The 21,157-nt window shown below is 35.9% G+C and carries 20 protein-coding genes; 13 read left to right on the top strand and 7 right to left on the bottom strand.

Translation table 11 applies throughout. The features are described 5' to 3' along the window. The first annotated feature begins 4 nt into the window (after window positions 1-4). Window positions 5-1,459, top strand: a complete 1,455-nt coding sequence (locus BUA89_RS00830; RefSeq protein ID WP_072952731.1) for a SusD/RagB family nutrient-binding outer membrane lipoprotein — start codon at window positions 5-7, stop codon at window positions 1,457-1,459. Between the two features lie 221 nt (window positions 1,460-1,680). Then, the gene (locus BUA89_RS00835; protein WP_072952732.1) at window positions 1,681-3,264 is read left to right on the top strand and encodes a calcineurin-like phosphoesterase C-terminal domain-containing protein; all 1,584 of its coding nucleotides are present in this window, start codon (window positions 1,681-1,683) and stop codon (window positions 3,262-3,264) included. Between the two features lie 80 nt (window positions 3,265-3,344). Here BUA89_RS00835 and BUA89_RS00840 read toward each other — a convergent pair whose 3' ends face one another. Then, complete coding sequence (locus BUA89_RS00840) at window positions 3,345-4,310, bottom strand: YpdA family putative bacillithiol disulfide reductase (RefSeq protein ID WP_072952733.1); 966 nt, start codon at window positions 4,308-4,310, stop codon at window positions 3,345-3,347. A gap of 186 nt (window positions 4,311-4,496) precedes the next feature. Between BUA89_RS00840 and BUA89_RS00845 the strand changes: the two genes are divergently transcribed. Continuing rightward, the gene (locus BUA89_RS00845) at window positions 4,497-5,135 is read left to right on the top strand and encodes a hypothetical protein (protein WP_072952734.1); all 639 of its coding nucleotides are present in this window, start codon (window positions 4,497-4,499) and stop codon (window positions 5,133-5,135) included. Between the two features lie 160 nt (window positions 5,136-5,295). Here BUA89_RS00845 and BUA89_RS00850 read toward each other — a convergent pair whose 3' ends face one another. The 6 genes from BUA89_RS00850 to BUA89_RS00875 all read right to left on the bottom strand — a co-directional run bounded on the left by BUA89_RS00850 (window position 5,296) and on the right by BUA89_RS00875 (window position 11,999). Then, window positions 5,296-6,600: a glycosyltransferase family protein gene (locus tag BUA89_RS00850; protein WP_072952735.1), complete on the bottom strand. Its 1,305-nt coding sequence runs from the start codon at window positions 6,598-6,600 to the stop codon at window positions 5,296-5,298. A 112-nt stretch (window positions 6,601-6,712) separates the two neighbouring features. After that, window positions 6,713-9,250, bottom strand: coding sequence for a YfhO family protein (locus BUA89_RS00855; RefSeq protein WP_178362412.1), 2,538 nt, complete (start codon window positions 9,248-9,250; stop codon window positions 6,713-6,715). Between the two features lie 18 nt (window positions 9,251-9,268). Beyond that, window positions 9,269-9,517 carry a hypothetical protein gene (locus BUA89_RS00860; protein WP_072952737.1) on the bottom strand — a complete coding sequence of 83 codons (249 nt, stop codon included), beginning with the start codon at window positions 9,515-9,517 and terminating at the stop codon, window positions 9,269-9,271. Between the two features lie 65 nt (window positions 9,518-9,582). Next, window positions 9,583-10,635: a DUF6263 family protein gene (locus BUA89_RS00865; protein ID WP_072952738.1), complete on the bottom strand. Its 1,053-nt coding sequence runs from the start codon at window positions 10,633-10,635 to the stop codon at window positions 9,583-9,585. Between the two features lie 26 nt (window positions 10,636-10,661). Then, window positions 10,662-11,414: a 23S rRNA (guanosine(2251)-2'-O)-methyltransferase RlmB gene (gene rlmB / locus BUA89_RS00870; RefSeq protein ID WP_072952739.1), complete on the bottom strand. Its 753-nt coding sequence runs from the start codon at window positions 11,412-11,414 to the stop codon at window positions 10,662-10,664. Between the two features lie 111 nt (window positions 11,415-11,525). Continuing rightward, window positions 11,526-11,999: a DinB family protein gene (locus BUA89_RS00875; RefSeq protein WP_072952740.1), complete on the bottom strand. Its 474-nt coding sequence runs from the start codon at window positions 11,997-11,999 to the stop codon at window positions 11,526-11,528. Window positions 12,000-12,250: 251 nt separating this feature from the next. Between BUA89_RS00875 and BUA89_RS00880 the strand changes: the two genes are divergently transcribed. From BUA89_RS00880 to BUA89_RS00925, 10 genes are all read left to right on the top strand, one after another. Further along, window positions 12,251-13,255: an AAA family ATPase gene (locus BUA89_RS00880; protein WP_072953266.1), complete on the top strand. Its 1,005-nt coding sequence runs from the start codon at window positions 12,251-12,253 to the stop codon at window positions 13,253-13,255. Then, window positions 13,255-13,710, top strand: coding sequence for a GNAT family N-acetyltransferase (locus BUA89_RS00885; RefSeq protein WP_072952741.1), 456 nt, complete (start codon window positions 13,255-13,257; stop codon window positions 13,708-13,710). The genes BUA89_RS00880 and BUA89_RS00885 overlap by 1 nt, the downstream gene beginning before the upstream one ends. 81 nt (window positions 13,711-13,791) lie before the next feature. Next, complete coding sequence (locus BUA89_RS00890) at window positions 13,792-14,655, top strand: DUF58 domain-containing protein (RefSeq protein ID WP_072952742.1); 864 nt, start codon at window positions 13,792-13,794, stop codon at window positions 14,653-14,655. Between the two features lie 109 nt (window positions 14,656-14,764). Next, entirely contained in the window at window positions 14,765-15,661 is an 897-nt protein-coding gene (locus BUA89_RS00895) for a BatD family protein (protein WP_378158291.1), read from the top strand. Then, the gene (locus BUA89_RS00900) at window positions 15,654-16,646 is read left to right on the top strand and encodes a VWA domain-containing protein (RefSeq protein ID WP_072952744.1); all 993 of its coding nucleotides are present in this window, start codon (window positions 15,654-15,656) and stop codon (window positions 16,644-16,646) included. The genes BUA89_RS00895 and BUA89_RS00900 overlap by 8 nt, the downstream gene beginning before the upstream one ends. Next, the gene (locus tag BUA89_RS00905; RefSeq protein ID WP_072952745.1) at window positions 16,646-17,653 is read left to right on the top strand and encodes a vWA domain-containing protein; all 1,008 of its coding nucleotides are present in this window, start codon (window positions 16,646-16,648) and stop codon (window positions 17,651-17,653) included. The genes BUA89_RS00900 and BUA89_RS00905 overlap by 1 nt, the downstream gene beginning before the upstream one ends. A gap of 121 nt (window positions 17,654-17,774) precedes the next feature. Then, window positions 17,775-18,497: a tetratricopeptide repeat protein gene (locus tag BUA89_RS00910; RefSeq protein ID WP_228420505.1), complete on the top strand. Its 723-nt coding sequence runs from the start codon at window positions 17,775-17,777 to the stop codon at window positions 18,495-18,497. Beyond that, window positions 18,497-20,242: a BatD family protein gene (locus BUA89_RS00915; protein ID WP_072952746.1), complete on the top strand. Its 1,746-nt coding sequence runs from the start codon at window positions 18,497-18,499 to the stop codon at window positions 20,240-20,242. Before BUA89_RS00910 ends, BUA89_RS00915 begins: the two co-directional genes overlap by 1 nt. Before the next feature lie 44 nt (window positions 20,243-20,286). Continuing rightward, window positions 20,287-20,889, top strand: coding sequence for a MarC family protein (locus BUA89_RS00920; protein WP_072952747.1), 603 nt, complete (start codon window positions 20,287-20,289; stop codon window positions 20,887-20,889). 5 nt (window positions 20,890-20,894) lie between these two features. Beyond that, window positions 20,895-21,089 (top strand): hypothetical protein, encoded by a 195-nt coding sequence (locus BUA89_RS00925; protein ID WP_072952748.1) that lies wholly within the window; start codon window positions 20,895-20,897, stop codon window positions 21,087-21,089. The last annotated feature ends 68 nt before the right edge of the window (window positions 21,090-21,157 follow it).

The raw sequence follows: 21,157 nt of genomic DNA on the forward strand, positions 1-21,157 counted from the left end.
AGACATGAAAAAAACAATTTTTAAATATTTCCTTTTGGCAGGTTTAGGTATAGCCTCAATTTCTTGCGACAGAACAATGGATGAGATCAACGTGGACAACAGTAAAATCCTTGATCCCGAAGTTTCGAGCTTTTTGGCACCGGTTCAGTATAATATGGCTTCTGTTAACTACATGAGGGCAAATGATTTTACTTTTGATATCATGCAGAACTGTCTGGATTTTCCCAATGAAGGAAATTCACTGAGCCGTTACTACATTACAGAAAATACGGGAGCCGGTTTTTGGAATAACAACTACAAATGGCTTAAGCAGATCTACGATCTTAGACAAGCTGCAATAAAAAGCAACGACAAAAACTACGAAGCAATTGCTTTGGTAATGAATGCCTGGATTACTTCCAACCTTACCGATACTTTTGGTGATATTCCTTTTACTGAGGCTTCAAGGCTGGATGAAGGGATTTCCCAGCCGAAGTTTGATACGCAAAAAGATATTTATGTACAGTTATTGGATGATCTTAAAAAAGCAAATTCTCTGTTTGTTACAACAAAACCGTTAACCGGAACAGATCTTTTCTATAATGCCAATAACGACACGAACGGAATTACCAACTGGAAAAAATTCTGTAATTCACTTTCACTAAGGTTATTAACAAGGATTTTGAGTAAAAACGGAGAAGTGAATGTCATTGCAAGAATTCAGGAAATCATCAGCAATCCTACAACATATCCTATTTTCCAAAGTAATGCAGAAACTGCAAAAATAAACATTACAGGAGTTTCACCACTTCTTCCTCCAATTGCAAGACCTCAGGATTTTACGACAAGCAGAGCTGCCTCATCTTTTTTAGTGGAAACAATGAAAGCAAATAATGACCCGAGAATGTCTATGTTTTTTACTCAGGCAAAAGATTTGGCGACTAATACCAACATCGGATATAAAGGTGCTCCTTCAGGATACTCATCAGGAACGGTTTTTACTTATCAGCCTTCCAATATGAACCAGAATCTCGCAAAAGCACCATTGAACATTTTGGTTTATCCTTATGCCGAATTACAGTTTATTCTTTCAGAATTGGCATGGAGAGGAATTATTCCGGGAAGTGCACAAACTTTCTATGAAAATGGAGTGAAAGCAACTATTGAACAGTGGGGAGCGACAATGCCTGCTAATTATTTTACCAATACCAATGTTGCTTACAACGGAAGTTTGGATAGAATTATGCTTCAAAAGTATGTGGCTTTATTCTTTGTAGATCAACAGCAATGGTTTGAAAAAAGAAGAACGGGTTTTCCAGTATTACCAAACAACGGAGGCCTTCTGAATAACGGATTAATGCCTTCAAGATTAATGTATCCGCCAAATCCAAGAGTTTTAAACACATCAAATTATCAGGCAGCAGTTCAGCAGATGGGAGGTGATAATATTAATATAAAAGTTTGGTGGAATAAACCGTAGCAAATAAAGTTGGGGATAACTTTCTAAAGGATATCTGCAGTCACTTTGAGTAGATTTTGAAAAAATCGTATCGAGAAGTTAATTTAAATTAAAAATGCTCTCGATACATTTTTCTTCATTTCATTACGAAAAACACTCGAGCTGACGGAGGTTTACTTATTCAAAAAAGGTTAAATAAAGCCCGCAATTAACAACAAAATAATTTTAAGCAAAAAAGTAAAATGAACATAAAATTTTTAATACCCTGCCTGTTAATTTCAGCGATGGCATTTTCACAGGCTTCTGTTTCGGGATATGTGTATGAAGACAGCAACAAAAATCAGAAAAGGGAAAACAAAGAAAAAGGAATTGAAGGAGTAGCGGTTTCCAATGGGACACAGGTTATTTTGACTGATAAAAACGGAAGATACAGCTTACCGATTCAGGATGGACAGACGGTTTTCGTGATCAAACCTTCAGGATATATGACACCTGTTAACGGAAACAATTTACCCCAATATTATTATCAGTACAAACCAAAAGGTTCGCCGGCAGATTATAAATACAAAGGTTCTGCGCCGACAGGTGAGCTTCCGAAAGAGATCAATTTTGCTTTAAACAAACAAAATGAAAGCAAAAATTTTGATATTTTAGTTTTCGGTGATCCACAGCCTTACACCGATAAACAATTGGATTATTTCAGAAGAGCAATTGTAAATGAGGTAAAAAATACCAAGAAAAATGCGGTATTGGGAATAAGTTTAGGAGATTTGGTGGGAGATAATTTGAGCCTTCAAAAACCTTATGCAGACGTTATGAAAGAAATTGGTTTACCTTGGTATAATGTGATGGGAAACCACGATATGAACTACGAAGCAAAAGAAGATCATCTTTCTGATGAAACATTCGAATCGAATTTCGGACCAGCCAATTATTCTTTCAATTATGGAAATGTTCACTTCATCATTTTAGACGATATTTTGTACCCGGATCCGAGAGACGGAAAAGGTTATTGGGGCGGTTTCCGTGAAGATCAGTTAAAATTTGTGGAGAATGATCTGAAACTGGTTGATAAAAACAAATTAATTGTTGTCTCGTTCCACATCCCGCTGGAACATAAAAACGAGGATAATTTCAGAAACTCAGACCGCCAGAAATTATTTGATTATTTAACGCCTTTCAAAAATGCTTTTATATTATCGGCACACACGCACATTCAGCAGCAGCTTTTCTATGGGAAAGAGGCGGGCTGGAACGGTTCAAAAGACCTTCATGAATACAACGTTGGAACAACCTGCGGAGATTGGTGGTCCGGAACTTCAGATGATGCAGGATTACCGACTTCAACCATGAGAGATGGTACTGCTAAAGGATATTCTTTTATCAGTTTTAACGATAATCAGTATAAAGTTAAATACAAAACAGCAGGAAAACCGGAAGATTATCAGATCAGTTTATATGTTCCAAAAGTTATTCCGTATCCGTCTAAAACTTCTGCTAAAATTTTGGCTAATTTCTTTATGGGAAGCAAAAAAGATAAGGTGGAATACAGAATTGACGGGGAACAATGGGAAGCAATGTCTTATGACGAAACATTGGATCCTAACTTTGTAATGTCTGTATTTAAGTGGGATACTACACAGAATCTTTTCCCGGGGAGAAGACCTTCTAATCCGGAAATGTCTAAGCATATCTGGACGGGAGATTTTGCAAAAAAACTTTCTTTAGGAAAACATAAGGTTGAGGTAAGAGCGGTGGATATGTATGGAAATCAGTTCTCAACATCACAGGAATTCGAGGTTCAGAACTCGATTCTAATTCCTTAGTTTTTCATTTTTTATACTATACTTTCAAAGAAACCGACTTCGTATGGAGTCGGTTTTATTTTATGTCGTTACGGGCTTTTTTAATTTTCACAAAGAATATTTTTTACGATCATCTCTGCATGCACTCTCGAATTTTCTATAAACCAGAGATGCGTATCTTTTCCTCCACACACCACGCCTGCCAGATAAAGATTTTTTATATTGGTTTCCATGGTTTCGGGATGATAAAGCGGATTCAGGCATTCTCCCTGCAGTTCAATTCCGGAATTTTTCAGGAAATCAAAATCGGGAAGGTAGCCTGTCATTGCCAATACAAAATCGTTTTCAATTTCATTGATTTCTCCTTTTTCATCTTTAAAAATAACAGAATGTTCTTTAATTTCAATCAGTTCAGCATTAAAATGAGCTTTGATACTTCCTTCTGCAATTCTGTTTTCAACATCAGGTTTTACCCAGTATTTCACACTTTTCGATATTTCAGAATGGCGGACAATCATGGTAACATCAGCTCCTTTTCTGTAGGTTTCCAGCGCGGTGTCAACGGCAGAATTGCTTGATCCTACAACGACAATTTTCTGTTGCGCATAAGGATAGGGTTCGGTATAATAATGCTTTACTTTTGATAATTTTTCTCCCGGAATATTCATCAGATTCGGAATATCATAAAATCCTGTTGAAATGATCACATTTTTGGCAAAATACTTTCCTTTTGAAGTTTTAATTTCGAAAATGTCATTCTCTTTAGAAACTTTTTCCACCTTTTCGTAAAGATGAATGTTAAGGTTTCTTTGTCGGGTAATTCCCTGATAATATTCCAAAGCTTCCTGTCTTCCAGGTTTCGGAGCTGTTGAAATGAATGGGATTCCATCGATTTCCAGCTTTTCAGCAGTCGAAAAAAATCTCATGTATAAAGGATAATTGTATAATGAATTAACAATAGTTCCTTTTTCTATAATTAAATACGTAAGATTGTTTTTCTGAGCTTCCAATGCACAATTTAGCCCGATCGGCCCGCCTCCGATGATGAGAATATCCAAAATTTCCATTGAACAAAAGTACAAAAAACCAATATGCGACGAACTTTTCAATAAAAGCAAAAAACTATTCTGTCAATAATCAAAGTCTATCTCAAACATAAAAGAATCTCAAAGCAATAAGTTCTCCAGCTCACTAACTCACAAACCCAAACATGGCACTGCTTTTGGTGAATTTAGGTCAAACATTAGAAAGATATGAAAAAATTAATCATTTTAGTATTCGTGATCTGTTTAGTTGCCTGTAAAAAGAATCCCGATAAATTTATCAATGATAAAACAGATTCAACAGAGCAGATAAAGAGTGACAATGTAGATACAGTTCAGACCGAAGCTAATAAGGATGCGGCTTTAAAACAGATAAATGAAGAAATTGTTCAGGTTCTGAAAGACAAAGATTACAAAAAGTTTGCAGAATTTATTCATCCGGAAAAAGGGGTGCGGTTTTCCATGTACGCTTTTGTAAATCCCAAGGAAGACAAAAACTTTTCAAAAGCAGATTTTGTGAAATATCAGCCGACAAAAACACTTTTCACTTGGGGAGCAATGGATGGTTCCGGCGATGTATACAAAGCAACCATTAGTGATTATCTTTCAGAATGGGTATATTCCAAAGATTTTGTCACGGCACAGGTTTCATTTAACGAATTTCAGGGAAGAGGAAATTCACTGAATAATTTAAAGCAAATTTATTCAAAAGCAGATTTTACGGAAAACTTCATCAAAGGTTCAGAAGCCAATTCGGAAATGGATTGGAAATGTCTGCGTCTGGTTTTTGAAAAATATCAGGGAAAATATTATCTGGTAGGAGTCGTGAACGATCAGTGGACGATTTAATATAGAAATTTAGACGCAAAAGATTTTAACACATTAGAATGCTTAAGAAGTAAATCAAAGATTTTTAAAAGCTAATGCGTTCTTATGTATAGATTTTTTTAACTTTAAATAACTAATGTATTAAAATCTTTTGTGACTTTTGTGGTTGAATTAGAACTTATTAATCCAAAATTTCAACCAATTTTTTAGTCAGATTTTTTCTGGAGAATTGCTCAATATTTTGAGTGTTTTCCAAAAGATTTCCATTTTTCCAAAGTTCAAATTTTTCAAGGACAAATTTTTTAATCGATTCAGAGTCTTGATAACTGAAATGCTTTCCTGCTTTAGTTTCATCCAAAATTTTAGAAACATCCGCATCGTTGGGTCCAAACGAAATAATTTGCTTTCCGGTCGCCAGGTATTCGAAAATTTTTCCGGGAATAATTCCTTTTGAGGATGGATTAGGAAAGTTTGTAATTAATAAAATATCAGAAGTTTGCATTTCAGAAACAGCTTTGTCGTGAGATAAATATCCCAAATTCAGAATGTGATTTTTTAAACTGGTGTTTTCAATTGAGTTTAAAATTTTATCATCGATTCTTCCTGCAAATTTCAGAGTGAAATTTTCCTCAAAATCGGAATTGGTTTTAATTAAATTATCCAATACATTCCAAAGGTTCTCAGGGTTTCTCAATTGCTCCAAAACCCCGATGTAGCTTAGGGTGAAATTTTGTTTGAGAGTTGGAGAGTTGGAGGAGTTAAAGGTTTTGGAATTAGAATCTGTTTCATCAAAACCATTTGTGATGCAAACTGCATTGGCTCCGTTTTTCCTGAAATTTTCTGCATCGGTATAGCTTGTTGCTAAGGTGATGTCTGCATTTCTGAAAACTTCACTTTCCAGCTGGCGGTGTTTTTTGTCGGAGCTTTTAGTCAGTTTTAAATGTTTATAGTAAGAAATTTCCGTCCACGGATCACGGAAATCGGCAATCCATTTTAAGTTGGGAAGTTTCTTTTTTAAATGTAAACCAACCAAATGCAGAGAATGTGGTGGCCCTGAAGTGACAACGACATCGATTTTGTTTTCTTTTAAATAGTGTTCAAGAAATTTCACAGATGGTTTTACCCAAAAAACTCGTGCGTCAGGAATGAAAAAATTTCCTCTCACCCAAATCGAAAGTTTAGATTTCCAGCTTTGGTTCTTACCCACATCAAACTGTCCGGCCTTGAATTTTTTATTGCTTTTATTGAGTTTTTCGGCTAACTGATAGGGCTCCCAGATTTTTGTTTTTACGATTTCAATATCTTTTGGAACATCTTTCATTAAGCTTTCATCCAGCAAAGGGTAACTCGGATTTTCCGGTGTGTAGATCACAGGTTTCCATCCGAATTCGGGTAAATATTTTGCAAACTTCAGCCACCTTTGAACACCAGGACCTCCCGCAGGAGGCCAGTAATAGGTGATGATCAATATTTTTTTTTGTTCCATTAGTTATAATGTAAACTATGTGTTCTTTTTGTCATTCCGTAAGAATCTAAGCAAATTTAAAATTCACAAAGAACTTTTTATAATAATTCAGATTATGAATGGCAATTTAAGTTTAAACTTTTTCTACTACTATTTCCTTCTTTCTATTCTTATTTATCCAGAAGATTCCCAGTCCACTTAACAAAATAAACAGTCCAAATGAAATCAGCGAAATCCATTTTCCTTTTTCAATCACTTCCGGTTCGAAAACCATTCTTATATTGTGATTTCCGGCAGGAACATGAACCGCACGAAGCAAATAATCTGCTTTGATGTAAGGAACTTCTTTTTCATCAATAAAGAATTTCCATCCGTGAGGATAATAAATCTCAGAGAATACAGCCAATTGTTGTGTTTTTGATTGAGATTTAAATTCCAGTTCGTTTGGCTGATATTCCGTTAAATTAATATAAGCTGTCGAGTCTGCCTGAACAGGTTTTCCGTCAAAATATTTTTTATCTGAAGAGGCAATCACGGCTGTTTTTTTACTGTTAATCGTCCCAATCGCTTTAATTTCCTGGTTTGGAGATTCTACGAATTTCAGATCACTTACAAACCAGGCGTTTCCGTTGGCTTTTGGGTTCGGAATAGCCTGAGGCTGTTCAGGACCGCCTAAAACAAGATATTTTGCATTCAGAAGATTCAGGATGTTCGGAACCTTTACAGAATCCATAATCTGGAAATATTCGTTGATGACATCATCGTATCTTCTCAGTTTCACAGCATGATATCCTCCGATGGAAGATTTGAAATAAGATGTATTCGTCTCGCTGAAAGTGCCTAAAATATTATTGAAAATTCTGTAATGAGTCTTATCTTTCTCAGCAATGGTTTCCAGTGTTTTGTTGACATTTACACTCGACAAAATAGATCCCAGAGTCGGGTTTTCTTCCACTTTTCCTGCTAAAAGATCTGAACTTTCCGTCTGAAAAGGATTTTCTGCAATATTTTTATCAACATAGTTTTCATCATTCAGGTAACGTTTGTTTACAGACCAAAGATCAAATAAACTTACCGCTCCAAGAATCACCAAAGCAATATTCTGATTTAATTTCTGCTTTAAAACCATGAATAAAGCTGCAGCGGCAATCGCCACATACAGGAATGCTTTAATGGCATCGATTTTAAATAATTTGAATCTTTCATCCACCAGATATTCCAAAAGGAAAGGAGGAAGATATGTTTTTTCGTTATCGGTATGGAAACCTAATAATGCTTTTCCGAAAATCAAAAGAATTAAGATAAATCCTAAAGTGCCCCCACCCACATACACAAGGATTTTCTGTTTGTATGCCTGCGTTAGCTTTTCGTCGGTAAAGAACCTGTATAATCCGATAATCGCAATTAAAGGGAATAATAATTCTACTACGACTAAGATCGAAGAAGGTGCTCTGAATTTGTTGTAAAACGGAACAAAATCAATAAAGAAGTCTGAGAATGCCATGAAGTTACTTCCCCAGGCTAAAAAGACTGTTAAAATGGATGCTCCTAAAATCCAGTAACGGTATTTTTTCCAGGCAAAAAAGAAACCTAAAAAGGCTAGGAAACAAACAATGGCTCCCTGGTATGCAGGTCCCGAAGTTCCGGGCTGGTCTCCCCAGTAGGTTAAGTTTCCGAAACCTTTGGAAATTCTGTCCATTTCAGCCTGTGATCCTACATTTTCCTGAACCATTTCCTGAACTTTTGCCATCATTTCCTTTCCTTCAGGCTCCTGGCTTCCGCCGCCCATTAATCTTGGAATGAAGAGGTTTAAGGTTTCCAGTTTTCCGTAGCTCCAAAGAAGCATGCTTTCTTTGTCCATCCCGGATTCTCCTCCGGTATGGCTGTCGTTGGTCAGGATTTGTTTTCCACGGACGGTTTCTTTAATGTATTCGGAGTTTGCCATGATTCTTTGTGAATTCATCCCGACTCCGATAATGCATGAGGCTGCGATAATTCCTGAAGAAATTAAAAAATGCTTCATGGATGTCTTTTTCTGAATCGCTCTGATTAATTCAGATAAGAATAAAAATCCTAGTGCAAGGAAAAGATAGTAGGTCATCTGCGGATGGTTCGCCGCTATCTGAAGTCCCATAAAAAGGGTAGTGACAATGAATCCCCAAATATAGCTTTTCCTTATATAAACGAGCAGAATTCCGGCCAGAAGCGGCGCGAAATACTCAATCGTATTAATTTTACCGTTGTGTCCGGCAGCTATTGCTATATAAAAATAGGTGGAAAGTCCGAAAAAAGTTGCTCCTAAAAGTGCATATTTCCAGTTTCTTACCACAACCATTCCCAATAGGAAAAACCCGGCAGAAAGCAGGAAAAGATAATTAACTGGTCTTGGAAAGAAGTTTAATTTACTATCCAGATTTTTGATGATATCACCCTTAAACTGGCTTCCCATCTGATAAGTCGGCATTCCTCCAAACATGGAATCACTCCAATAAGTTTCTTTTCCGGTGTCGGCTCTGTAGTCGAGAAGTTCTTTTGCTCCGCCTCGATATTGTACAATATCATGCTGAAAAAGTTGTTTTCCCGTAAAAACAGGAGTGGAGTATAAAAATGCTAAAACTATAAATACAACTAATGAAATTGCAATATAAATTAAGTTTTTATTTTTCGCCATGTTGATGGTTATTATCTTTTATTTTTCGGAATTATTACCTTTATTATTATCTTTCACTTCTTCGTAGTCTACCGTCTCAGCATCCCATTTCACTTTTTTCTCAAGAGTTGCGTTTGAGGTTTTGGTTTCCTGCTTTTGATTATTGTTTGGATTAAAGCCTGTGAATTTATAAAACTTGTTTAAAAAAATTCGTTTCAGCATATTCCAGACAAAGAAAATAATAATCGTAGTGATAACTATTTCAAGAAGCCATTTTATAAAAGACATAATTAATTATATTTTAAATTCTATGTGAGAGTTTAAAGTGACCCGCAAAGATTTATTTTTCAAATTTACTTCGCCGAAGGATTCACCATTACAGAAGAATTGGAAACACTTTTCATAGACTGAGATTCTTTTCCGTTTGAAATGGTTTCGATCTGCGTTGTTTTCACAGAGATATTCTGATTGGTGATCCAGCCTGTATTTTGGTCAAATTTAATGGTTCCGTTTTGTGCCAGCTCGCTGCTTAAGCTGTGGGTAACCTCTCCCTGATTTTGTTTTTCTGTTTTCTTCGGAATTCCGCCGGTTACAGAGATTTCAGCAATGCCGTTTCCTACGCTTTTTAAAACATAATTGGAGGTTACTTTAATTTTCCCCTGTGCATCGGCATTTTCACTGCTTGACCATTTTTCTCCGACTTTAGCCCCCTTCTTAGGAATAATCGTTAAATTTTTATTGAACTGATCTTTCAAAACCTTTTCGTTAAAAGTTTCTTTAAGACTTGCTACAATATTTTCTTTCTGGCTTTTATCTTTTATAAGAGTTCCTACAGCATTCAAAACTTTTGCGTACACTGCATCAAAACCTGTAATAGAAATTACATTCCCTCTGGTATCCATTTTCATGCTAAGCTTATTCCCTGTCAAAGCTCTGTTGATATTCCAGATCATTTTCAACTCTTCCTCTTTCGGAATAGGCAACTTTGTATCTACCACGATTGTCTTTCCCTGTGCGGTCTGAGAATTCCTTTTCGCAATAAGATTTAATGTCATGTCATAAACATTACCTTTTATATCATTGACTGTGAAGGACATTTCGTCTGTAGATTCGCTGGTTCCGTTGATGGTTTTCCCCTGAGGATCAGTCATCGTTTTTGTATCTCTCTGATACGTTGTTAAAGGATATGTTTTTCCTTTTTCCAATTTAAAAGACTGCTTGAAGATCCCTGCAGAATCTTTAATAGCAGGATTTGCTTCTACTTTTGCCACAGAATCAGCAGGAACTTCTACTGTGATTGTTTTTCCTGTTTTCGGATCTACTTTGGTGATTTTTGCCGTTTCTTTTTTATTACAAGAAACCAATGCTATTGTTGAAATTAGCGCTAATGCTGCTATATTTTTCATTTTAGATTTTTTAAGTGTTGGTTGAATTAAATGGTTTTTGTGAATTTCTGTCTTACCGCCTCATACAAAATCGCCCCACAAGCTACGGAAACATTTAAGGACTGAGTTTTTCCTTCAATCGGAAGTTTAATTTTGTCGTCAGAATGATGTAGAACTTCTTTAGAAATTCCTGTTTCCTCGTTACCCATTACAATGGCGCAAGGTTCTGTAAAATCTACATCGTAAATTAGTTTCTCTGCTTTTTCGCTTGCTGCATATACGGAAATTCCGCTCTGTTGAAGAAAGTCTACCACATGAGCCAAATTAGGTGCTTTACAGATTTTTACGTTATAAAGTGCTCCCGCAGACGTTTTTATCGCATCAGAGTTTATTGGCGCTGCTCCTTTTTCCGGAATAATAACCGCATCAACTCCCACACATTCTGCTGTTCTGCAGATTGCTCCGAAGTTTCTAACGTCTGTTAATCTGTCAAGAATCAATAAAAATGGAGTTTTTCCTTCTTCAAATAATTGAGGAACAATGTCTTCCACTTTATGAAACGGAACATCCGATATAAATGCAACAACACCCTGGTGATTTTTTCTTGTAAAACGGTTCAGTTTTTCAACCGGAACGTAGTTCGGACGGATTTTATTTTTAGCTAAAATAGCTTTAAGTTCAGCATAAATCGGTCCCTGCAATGCATTTTGCACGAAGACCTTGTCAATTGTTTTTCCCGCTTCAATAGCTTCAATCACGGGACGCAGCCCGAAAATAAAATCGTCTTTTTTATCTGTCATTTTAATAATTTAAATAGTGAATTGTCAAATGTCAATTTTACTTTGTAGGTCATTTACCGTGTTGATATTCATCTTTCACTATTGACTGGCCAAGCAAAATTCACTTTTTAACTACCTTCCTTTTTCTCCTAAAATTGCTCTTTTTTGCGACAAAATATATCCATAATGGATACTTTCGTGCATATTGTTAAAAATAATGGCATCCTGAATACTTTTCAGATCCATCCCGAAACTTGTTGTATAAGGGGTGTAATCCGAAAAAAAATCACTGTCGTAATCTTTCATCAAAATTTTTGATGTCTCTACCAGGAGAAACTCAAGATCTTCGACTTCTGATTTTTGCACATCCAAGTTGGGAAGCGTCCCTTTTTTATAGGTTTCAACCCAATATTTATCAATTCTGAAAGGATTTCCGCTGAGGTAATAATGCAATAGTTGTTGTGTTGCCACCGTATGTGCGATGTTCCAGTAAAGATTATTATTGAAGCCGTCCGGAATTAGCAAAAGATCTTCGTGAGAAGTATTCTGTAAAATGTCCAAAAGGTTCTTTCTGACTTGTCTGTGGGCTTGAAAATGATAATTCATTTTGCAATAATTTTAATCACCAAAAATAGTTTAATAAACTGGAAATGACAATTTTTGAACGGTAGATTAAAGCAAAATTTATATATTTTTATGAAAAATTCTGATAATCGTATTGAGTTTTAGGATTTCATCTATTCTGAATCTTGCATTAATGCTGGAATATTTAACAAACTTTAACTCAAAAATGGCATTTTTTATGTTGATTAATGCAAGTATTTATTGGAAATTTACCCATTATTTTAAATCAAGATATGTCAGAGATCAATCAAGCTGAAGATATTCGTCAATTGACGGAACAGGTAAAAGAAGCAAACTACTTTTTTTCTCTCCTGAGACAGGAAATCAACAAGGTTATTATTGGACAGGAATATATGATAGACCGCCTTTTAGTAGGGCTTTTAGGGAATGGTCACGTTCTTTTGGAAGGGGTTCCCGGATTGGCTAAAACCTTGGCGATCAAAACTCTGGCAGATGCTGTTCATGGTGAATTTTCAAGAATTCAGTTTACGCCAGATCTTCTTCCTGCCGATGTTGTCGGAACCATGATCTATAATGTAAAAGACAATGATTTTTCGATAAAAAAAGGTCCTGTTTTTGCCAATTTCGTTTTGGCAGATGAGATCAACCGTGCGCCGGCAAAAGTGCAGTCGGCTTTGCTGGAAGTAATGCAGGAAAAGCAGGTGACCATTGGTGACGAAACCATGAAGCTTCCAAAGCCGTTTTTGGTATTGGCGACGCAAAACCCGATCGATCAGGAAGGTACTTATCTTTTGCCGGAAGCGCAAAGTGACCGTTTCATGCTGAAATGTACGATTGATTATCCTAAATTTGAGGATGAAAGAACCGTTATGAGAATGGTTTCAACTTCGCATCAGCCGACAGTAAAACCTGTAATTTCCCTGGATCATATCGTGGCTGCAAAGGAATTGATCAATCAGATTTATCTTGACGAGAAGATCGAAAAATATATTCTGGATATGGTTTTTGCAACCCGTTTTCCTGAAAATTATGGTCTTTCTGAATTAAAAAATTATATCGGTTTCGGAGCTTCTCCGAGAGCGTCAATTAACTTAGCCATTGCTTCCAGAGCGTACGCATTCTTAAAAGGAAGGGCTTTTGTGATTCCTGAAGATGTAAAAGAACTGGCGAAAGATGTTTTAAGACACAGGATTGGTTTAACTTTCGAGGCAGAGGCGGAAGAAATTTCATCAGAAGAAATTATCAACAGAATTTTAGCGAAAATCCAGGCTCCATAATGGGTGAAGTGGTAATTAGAAAGGCAGTTCAGGAAGATTGTGCTTCGATGTTGGAGTTAATCAAAGAATTGGCTGAATATGAAAATGCATTGCATGAAGTTACCTTAACTTTAGAGCAATTCATTGAAGATGGCTTCGGAAAATCGCCTGTTTGGGGAGCTTTTGTCGCTGAATTTAATGGAGAAATTGTTGGGATTTCTTTATACTATGACAGATATTCAACCTGGAAGGGAAGAAGATTGTATCTGGAAGATTTGGTGGTGACGGAAAAATTAAGAGGAAAACAAATCGGGAAGAATTTATTTGAAGCAACGATGGAATATGGAAAATCAAGTGAATACTCCGGAATGGTTTTCCAGGTATTAAACTGGAACGAACCCGCCATCAATTTCTACAAAAAATACAGTCCGAAATTTGATGATGAATGGTTTAATGTTTCTATTGAATTTAAATAGGATAGAAGTTGGATGCACGATGATGGAAGTTTATAGAATCTCAAAAAAACGCTCAGACACTAAAACACTCAAACACAGGAAATGCAGATAAAAGATATTGTAAAAAAAGTCAAGCAAATAGAAATCCGTACCCGAAAGAAGACGGAAGCTACGTTGATGGGGCAATATCACAGTGCTTTTAAAGGTCAGGGGATGACTTTCTCGGAAGTTCGTCCGTATCAGTTTGGTGACGAAATCCGTAGAATCGACTGGAATAAAACGGCACGTTTCCGCGAACCGTTCGTGAAAGTGATGGAGGAGGAAAGGGAGCTGACAATGATGCTGTTAGTCGATATTTCTGCATCAATGGATTACGGAACAAAAACCCAGCTCAAGAGAGAATATGTTGCCGAAATTGCCGCAAGTTTAGGATTTTCAGCAGCGGGAAATAACGATAAAGTGGGATTGATTTTATTTGCCGATAAAGTATATAAGGTAATTCCGCCACAAAAAGGGAGAAAGCATATTCTTTCAATTATCAGTAATATTCTAACGGCAGATTATGTTCCTGCGGTTTCAAAAATTGATAAAGCAATGGAATATATGATGGGAATTTTCAAAAGAAAATCTCTGGTTTTTCTGTTTTCAGATTTTGAAGATGAATACGATTCTAAAATGTTAAGAGTGGCTTCCAAAAAGCATCAGTTGCTGGGAATGAGGATTTTCGATGAAAAGGATAACGAAATTCCAGATGTGGGTTACACCTTATTATATGATGCGGAAACCGGACAGCAGGTTTGGGCAAATACTTCCAGCGCAAGATGGAGATATACTTTTGCGGAAGCTCAGAAACAAAAATTAAGGGCTTTGGAAGAAGATTTTGCCAATAGCTCGGCAAGTTTTATGAATATCAATACAGGTTCGGATTATTCGAAGTTGTTGTATAATTATTTTCAGAAAAAATAAAAATAGAAGTTCTTTTGTCATTGCGAGGAGGAACGACGAAGCAATCTTTAAGATTAGAGATTCTTCCTTCGTCAAAATGACAAAATGATGTTAAAATTTAATGATAAAATTGAAAAAACTATTATTTATATTTTGTTTTTTAATCTGTGCAAATGCCTTTTCGCAGATCCTTTCTTCTAGTGTTGAGAAGAAAACTATCGCTTTGGGAGAAGTGAACCATATTGTTGTGACGATTAATAATCTGAATAATGAGAAAGTTTCTGCCGCTCCTGAAAACGAATTGCTGCCATTTCATTTTGAAGAAATAAAAGACAGTATTGCTCAGACTCAGGATGTTTATTACAGAAGGATCGAATTTGCAGTTTTTGACGAAGGGAAATTCACCATTCCTGAACTTGAGTTTAAAGTAAATGGGAAAATCTTAAAAACTATTCCTTACGAAATTGATGTGATCAATACGGCTCAAAAGACCGATCAGATCAATGATATAATGAATAATAAAGAGGTGAAACTTGAGGTTACAGATTATTGGCAACTGTATAAGTTTTATATTTTGGCTGCCATTGCTGTCATCTGTTTGATTATTGCGATTATAATGTTCATTAAATATGGCAGAAAGTCGAAAGATTCGCCTGTCGTTGCGACCAATCAAACTTTAAAAGAACTGGATTCCCTAAAAAAGAAAAAATATGTGGAAAGTGGAAATTATCGTTCATTTTACGTTGAATTGATTGATATTTCACGAAAATTTATTACAAAACAATACCGTTTGCCGGCAGATGTTTTGCTGACGGATGATTTGATTGATTTGATGAAGAAAAACAATACAATTTCTCAGGAAAACGAAAAAGTGGTGGAAGAGGTATTTTTAAGAGGTGACCTTGTAAAATTTGCAAAAACTTTCCCCAATAAAGAAACAATGGATAAAGATTTTGCCGATATCAGAGATTTTGTGAAGAGATCATCAAAAGATTTAGAATTCGAAAACCTGAGAAAAGATGCCTAGTTTTGAGTTTTTTAGTCCGTGGTTTTTAACGCTTTTTCTTTTGTTTATTCCGCTTTTATTCAGAGATGCAAGCAAACAGAAACGAAAAGGAATTAAAGTTCCGACTGTCAAAAATATGGGTAACAGTGGAGGAATTCATGTGGTGATGTTCTTTTTGAAAATTTCAAAATACATTATTCTTTCTGCGTTGATTATTGCTATGGCAAGACCGAGAACTTTCACCGTTTCTCAGGACAGAGACGATACCAAAGGTATTGATGTCATGCTTTCAGTCGACGTTTCTTTAAGTATGTTGGCAAAAGATTTAACACCGGATCGTTTAACGGCTTTAAAAGATATTGCTATCAAATTTGTTAATAAAAGACCGAATGATAGAATCGGTTTGGTGGCGTATTCCGGGGAAGCGTTTACGAAAGTTCCTGTAACTTCAGACCATCAGGTTGTTGTGGATGAATTAAACAATTTAAATCCGTTAGAATTACAACCTGGAACCGCAATAGGTGAAGGGCTTTCTGTTGCGGTTAATCACTTAAAAAACAGCAAGGCAAAAAGTAAGATCATCATTTTAATGACAGATGGTGTCAATACGATAGAAAATGCAATGCCTCCTGCCATCGCTGCCGAGCTGGCAAAAAATAACGGAATTAAAGTATATTCCATCGGAATTGGTACCAACGGATATGCATTAATGCCTACTCAGACAGATATTTTCGGAGATTTGGTTTTCACGGAAACAGAGGTGAAAATTGATGAGCCGGTGCTAAAAGAAATTGCTCAGATGACGGGCGGAAAATATTTCAGGGCAACATCCAACACGAGTTTAGAGCAAGTATATGATGAAATTAATCAATTGGAGAAATCTGATGTAAAAGTTTCTAAATTGTTTAATTATCAGGAATATTTTAAAATTTTCCTTTGGATCGCATTGGGAATGTTATTTTTAGATGCTTTGCTGAGATGGGTATTTTATAAAATTTTAAGTTAATGGATTGGTATTTAGGAAATTATTGGTATTTGTTATTGCTGTTGCTTTTGCCGCTGTTAGCTGTCTTTTTGGTTCGTTATTTAAAATGGAAAAAAAAGAAAAGAGAAATTTTTGCAGACAGCCAGTTTCATGAGCATTTATTTGAAAAAAGATCGGGTTTTACGAAATTTTTTCCGGCCTTGTATTTATTGGGAACCTTGTTTTTAATTTTTTCGATTATTGATTTATTGAGTGGTTCGGAAGAAATTAAGACCAATCAGAAATTAAATAATGTCATTTTCATGCTGGATGTTTCCAATTCGATGAATGCGGAAGATATTAATCCGAGCCGTCTGACAGAAGCGAAAAACCTGATGATTCAGACGATGCAGAAAATGAAAAGTGATAAAGTGGGTATCGTAATTTTTGCGGGTCAGGCCACATCAATTATGCCACTGACAACAGATTACAATTCTGCAGAAACCTATATCAGCGGAATTGAAACCAACTCCATGCAGATTCAGGGGACGGATTTTTTGAATGGAATAAGAATTTCAGCGGAAAAATTTAAGAATGTAAGCAAAGATGCCCGAAAAGTTGTTTTATTAAGCGATGGAGAAGATAATGAAGGAAATGATGAAGCTGCGATAAGATTGGCAAAAAAAGAAGGAATTATGATCACTTCTGTTGGAATTGGTACAGACGAAGGCGCTCCGGTTCCGGAATATGTTTTCGGACAGTTGATGGGTTATAAAAGTGATATGAACGGACAGACTGTTATCTCCAAAAGACAGACGGAAGCGCTCAGAAAAATGGCGGATGCAACCGGAGGATCTTATATCGACGGAAACAATATCAATGAAGCTCCCGATAAAATTATAGATGCTCTGAAAAAGAAAATGGGTTCTTCTGAAACAATGGTAAAATCTCAGAATGCCAATCATTATTATCAGTATTTTTTAGCCGTATCCATATTTTTCTTTTTTTTAATTTATATTTTTAATCCGAAAAGAGATTTTAATGTATAATTTTCAAATTATATTGTCTCCCCTTCAGACTATTACTTTAACCCAATTTTAACAAATAATACGCTGTTTATTAACATTTAAAGGAATAATTTTGCACGTAATGAATACTAAAATCATTTTTTTGTCGTTTATAACTGCTTTCATGTACTCAGGACTTCTGTTTGGTCAAAAAAACTACAGAACACTGGTGTATGAAGGGAACGAAAAATTTAACGGTAAAGATTATGATGGAGCGTCTGTAAAGTATCTGGAAGCGATAAGAACGAACAGTAAAGATTTTACAGCGCATTACAATTTAGGGAACGCATTATATAAAAGTAAAAAATACGAAGAGGCAAAGGCGGAATTCGAGACAGCACAGAAATTATCTCAGACGATTCCGGATAAGGCGGCGGCTCTTCACAATTTGGGAAACACTTATATGCAGATGAAGCAGCCGGATAAAGCTGCCAATTTTTATAAGCAGTCCCTGAAACAAAATCCGCATAGCGAGGCAACAAGAAAAAACTATGAAATTGCCAAACTGAAGGATAAAGAAAACCAACAAAAAAAACAACAGCAAAATAACTCTGGTAAAGGAGGCGGTGGTAAAGACCAAAAGCAAAATGATGATCAAAAAGGAGGTTCTAAAGATCAAAAACAAGATCAGGGACAAGGCCAGCAAAATCAAGGAAAAGGACAGGGAAATGATCCCGGACAAAACCAAAATAATGAAGGTAAAATCCCAAAAGATCTGGAAAATCAAATACTCAATAAAGTAAGCGATAAAGAAAAGGAAACCGCCAGAAGAATTTTGAATAAAAATTCTTATTCGATGCCAGAGAGCAACGAGAAAGATTGGTGATGCAGAGCAGAATTACCTACATATTATTTCTTTTAATATCTGTAATTTCTTACGGACAGGTAAATCTTACGGTTACACCCGATAAAACGAGCTACACCGCAAACGAAGTCATCAATCTTACCATTGTGCTGGAAATTGAAGGCAGCGACTACAATCAGCAAACCAAATTACGATTACCCGATTTTTCTAAATTTAATCTTATCGGAACCGGATCGGTAAGCAACGCATTTATGGATCCAGAAACCAATACGGTGGTTTCTCAGGCTGTTACCCGGCTTGCTCTTGAGCCCAAACAGAAAGGAAAACTGAAAATCGGTTCGTTTCTGATTACCATCAATAATAAAATTTATAAAACCGAGCCTTTCGACATTTCCATAAAAGAAGCGGAGAAAAAAGCAGTTGCTGTAAATACTCCGGCTTCCAAGGATGTATATCTGAATATGGAAGTCGAAGACCGTGAAGTCTATCAGGATCAGCCGACTGTTGCCGTTCTGAAAGTCTATTCTAAAAATATGGACAACTTCAGGAAAGTGAAGAATATCCATCTTCCGGAAAAAAATAACCTGGAAGTATATCCCATAAGCTATGCCAAATCGGAGATCGATCCGTCAGATTACGGAAATATGGCATCCCAGATTTTAGCGGTATTCATGATATTCCCTAATGAAGCGGGTTATGTGGAAGTTCCGGGTGTTTCTGCATCGGTAAATTCGTTCTCACATAAAAATAAAATTGTTTCCAATAAAGTTAAGATCAATGTAAAAAAATTACCGGAAGGCTCTCCGGAGGGTTTTAAAAATGCAGTTGGAAATTTTAAAGTAAATGTAGAGAATGTTTCAAAAGAAAAAGCAGAGGTCAAAAAGCCGATCAATGTTGTTGTAAAGGTAAGTGGGGAAGGGAATTTAAAAAGTATGGAACTGCCAAAAATTGCAGAATCTCCGGATTATGATTTTTTTGCTCCGAAAATTACATCCAAAGTCACATTGGCAACTACAGGAATGATGGGCGAAGTTTCTGCCAATTATGTTGTAATTCCTAAAAAAGCAGGTGAAATTATTATTAAAACCGAACCTTTTGCTTTTTTCGATCCTGTAAATAAGGAATATGTGGATTTGGAGCATGAAGATTTAGCGGTTAATGCATTTTCACACGATCAGATTATGGAATCCCGCTCTACCGTGGAGAAAGTGAATGAATATACCAATACTTTTCTGGAGACTGTAAACACACCGGTGCTGAAAACAACTTCTCTGAAAGTAAAGGAGAAAAATAAATTCCATTGGAATATCCTTTTTACCAATCTCTTTATTTTATTAGGATTGGTGATTGCCTTTTTGCTATTTAAAACATGGCAGAGAAAAAGAAAGACCGGGAAGAAAGTTTTAATGGATAAACCTTCTTTAGGATCTGTTGCGGAGACTGAAAATGAAATCAGACAACAGTTTAAAACAGATATCAACGATTATTTCAGTTATTTGGAAAACCTTAAGGATAATAACGATTATCAGAAATTTTTTCAAACCCTGGAAGAGCTTGATGAAGAAGTCCGAAATCAATATTTACAGAATTCTCAGCACGACTTTAGAAATGTTCTTGAAAATGATAAAGGATATGCTGTTGCCGAAGAATACATTGTTCTCCAGCAAAGTGTACAGATAGAAAAATATGCGCCTGTAAAATCTTCTGAAGGAATGGATGAGCTTCTAACTTCTATCGTTAATTTATATTCCAAGATTAGCAAATAATCATTTTATTTTCATATTTTTGCGAAATCTTTAATTTTGCATTGATGGAAATTTTTAATGATTTTTCAATAAAAGAGATCATCACCTGTTTTATGGTGCTCTTTGCAGTGATCGACATCATTGGTTCTATTCCTATCGTAGTAAGTCTTCAGCAGAAATTCGGACAGATCGAAGCGAAAAAAGCCTCTATTACGGCGGGTGGAATTATGCTCGTGTTCCTTTTTGTAGGAAATAAAATTCTGAAGTTTATCGGGGTAGATGTAAATTCCTTTGCCATTGCCGGTGCATTTGTGATTTTTATCATTGCCCTGGAAATGATTTTAGGAATTGAGATCAATAAAAGTTCTGAAGCAAAATCTGCATCCATTGTTCCCATCGCGTTTCCACTGGTTGCGGGAGCAGGAACTTTAACAACAACACTGTCGCTGAAAGCTGAATTTCATGATATTAATATTATTTTTGGAATCATTCTCAATACAATTTTCGTATATTTGGTGCTGAAATCTGCGACATGGCTGGAGAAGAAAATGGGGGACGCCACATTGGCTATTTTACAGAAAGTTTTCGGGATTATCCTGTTGGCGATTTCAATTAAATTATTCACCGCAAATTTTGCACAATTGGTGCAGAATTATATTAATTTTTAAGAGTTATGCAGAAGTTTTATAAAGTATTTTTAGTACTGTTTATCGTTTTCATCGCCATCAATCTATATGCTTTAGACTGGCAGGCGGATATTTTATCGGAGGATAACCTGAAGTTTGTATTTTCTATTGCTTCAGCGGCGATTGGTCTTATCGTACTGTTTGTAATGGATACATGGAGCAGAATCGGAGTGAGAAAATAATTTTATAATTATATTATTGATATAAAACCTCTTTCATATTGAAGGAGGTTTTTTTGTTGCTCGAGTTT

The organism is Chryseobacterium arachidis (assembly GCF_900129245.1).
Lineage (GTDB): Bacteria > Bacteroidota > Bacteroidia > Flavobacteriales > Weeksellaceae > Chryseobacterium > Chryseobacterium arachidis.

Excerpts from the sequence above, each read along its gene's own strand:
- BUA89_RS00830 (WP_072952731.1), top strand. The coding sequence starts at position 5 with ATGAAAAAAACAATTTTTAAATATTTCCTTTTGGCAGGTTTAGGTATA.
- BUA89_RS00835 (WP_072952732.1), top strand. The coding sequence starts at position 1,681 with ATGAACATAAAATTTTTAATACCCTGCCTGTTAATTTCAGCGATGGCA.
- BUA89_RS00840 (WP_072952733.1), bottom strand. The coding sequence starts at position 4,310 with ATGGAAATTTTGGATATTCTCATCATCGGAGGCGGGCCGATCGGGCTA.
- BUA89_RS00845 (WP_072952734.1), top strand. The coding sequence starts at position 4,497 with ATGAAAAAATTAATCATTTTAGTATTCGTGATCTGTTTAGTTGCCTGT.
- BUA89_RS00850 (WP_072952735.1), bottom strand. The coding sequence starts at position 6,600 with ATGGAACAAAAAAAAATATTGATCATCACCTATTACTGGCCTCCTGCG.
- BUA89_RS00855 (WP_178362412.1), bottom strand. The coding sequence starts at position 9,250 with ATGGCGAAAAATAAAAACTTAATTTATATTGCAATTTCATTAGTTGTA.
- BUA89_RS00860 (WP_072952737.1), bottom strand. The coding sequence starts at position 9,517 with ATGTCTTTTATAAAATGGCTTCTTGAAATAGTTATCACTACGATTATT.
- BUA89_RS00865 (WP_072952738.1), bottom strand. The coding sequence starts at position 10,635 with ATGAAAAATATAGCAGCATTAGCGCTAATTTCAACAATAGCATTGGTT.
- rlmB (WP_072952739.1), bottom strand. The coding sequence starts at position 11,414 with ATGACAGATAAAAAAGACGATTTTATTTTCGGGCTGCGTCCCGTGATT.
- BUA89_RS00875 (WP_072952740.1), bottom strand. The coding sequence starts at position 11,999 with ATGAATTATCATTTTCAAGCCCACAGACAAGTCAGAAAGAACCTTTTG.
- BUA89_RS00880 (WP_072953266.1), top strand. The coding sequence starts at position 12,251 with ATGTCAGAGATCAATCAAGCTGAAGATATTCGTCAATTGACGGAACAG.
- BUA89_RS00885 (WP_072952741.1), top strand. The coding sequence starts at position 13,255 with ATGGGTGAAGTGGTAATTAGAAAGGCAGTTCAGGAAGATTGTGCTTCG.
- BUA89_RS00890 (WP_072952742.1), top strand. The coding sequence starts at position 13,792 with ATGCAGATAAAAGATATTGTAAAAAAAGTCAAGCAAATAGAAATCCGT.
- BUA89_RS00900 (WP_072952744.1), top strand. The coding sequence starts at position 15,654 with ATGCCTAGTTTTGAGTTTTTTAGTCCGTGGTTTTTAACGCTTTTTCTT.
- BUA89_RS00905 (WP_072952745.1), top strand. The coding sequence starts at position 16,646 with ATGGATTGGTATTTAGGAAATTATTGGTATTTGTTATTGCTGTTGCTT.
- BUA89_RS00915 (WP_072952746.1), top strand. The coding sequence starts at position 18,497 with ATGCAGAGCAGAATTACCTACATATTATTTCTTTTAATATCTGTAATT.
- BUA89_RS00920 (WP_072952747.1), top strand. The coding sequence starts at position 20,287 with ATGGAAATTTTTAATGATTTTTCAATAAAAGAGATCATCACCTGTTTT.
- BUA89_RS00925 (WP_072952748.1), top strand. The coding sequence starts at position 20,895 with ATGCAGAAGTTTTATAAAGTATTTTTAGTACTGTTTATCGTTTTCATC.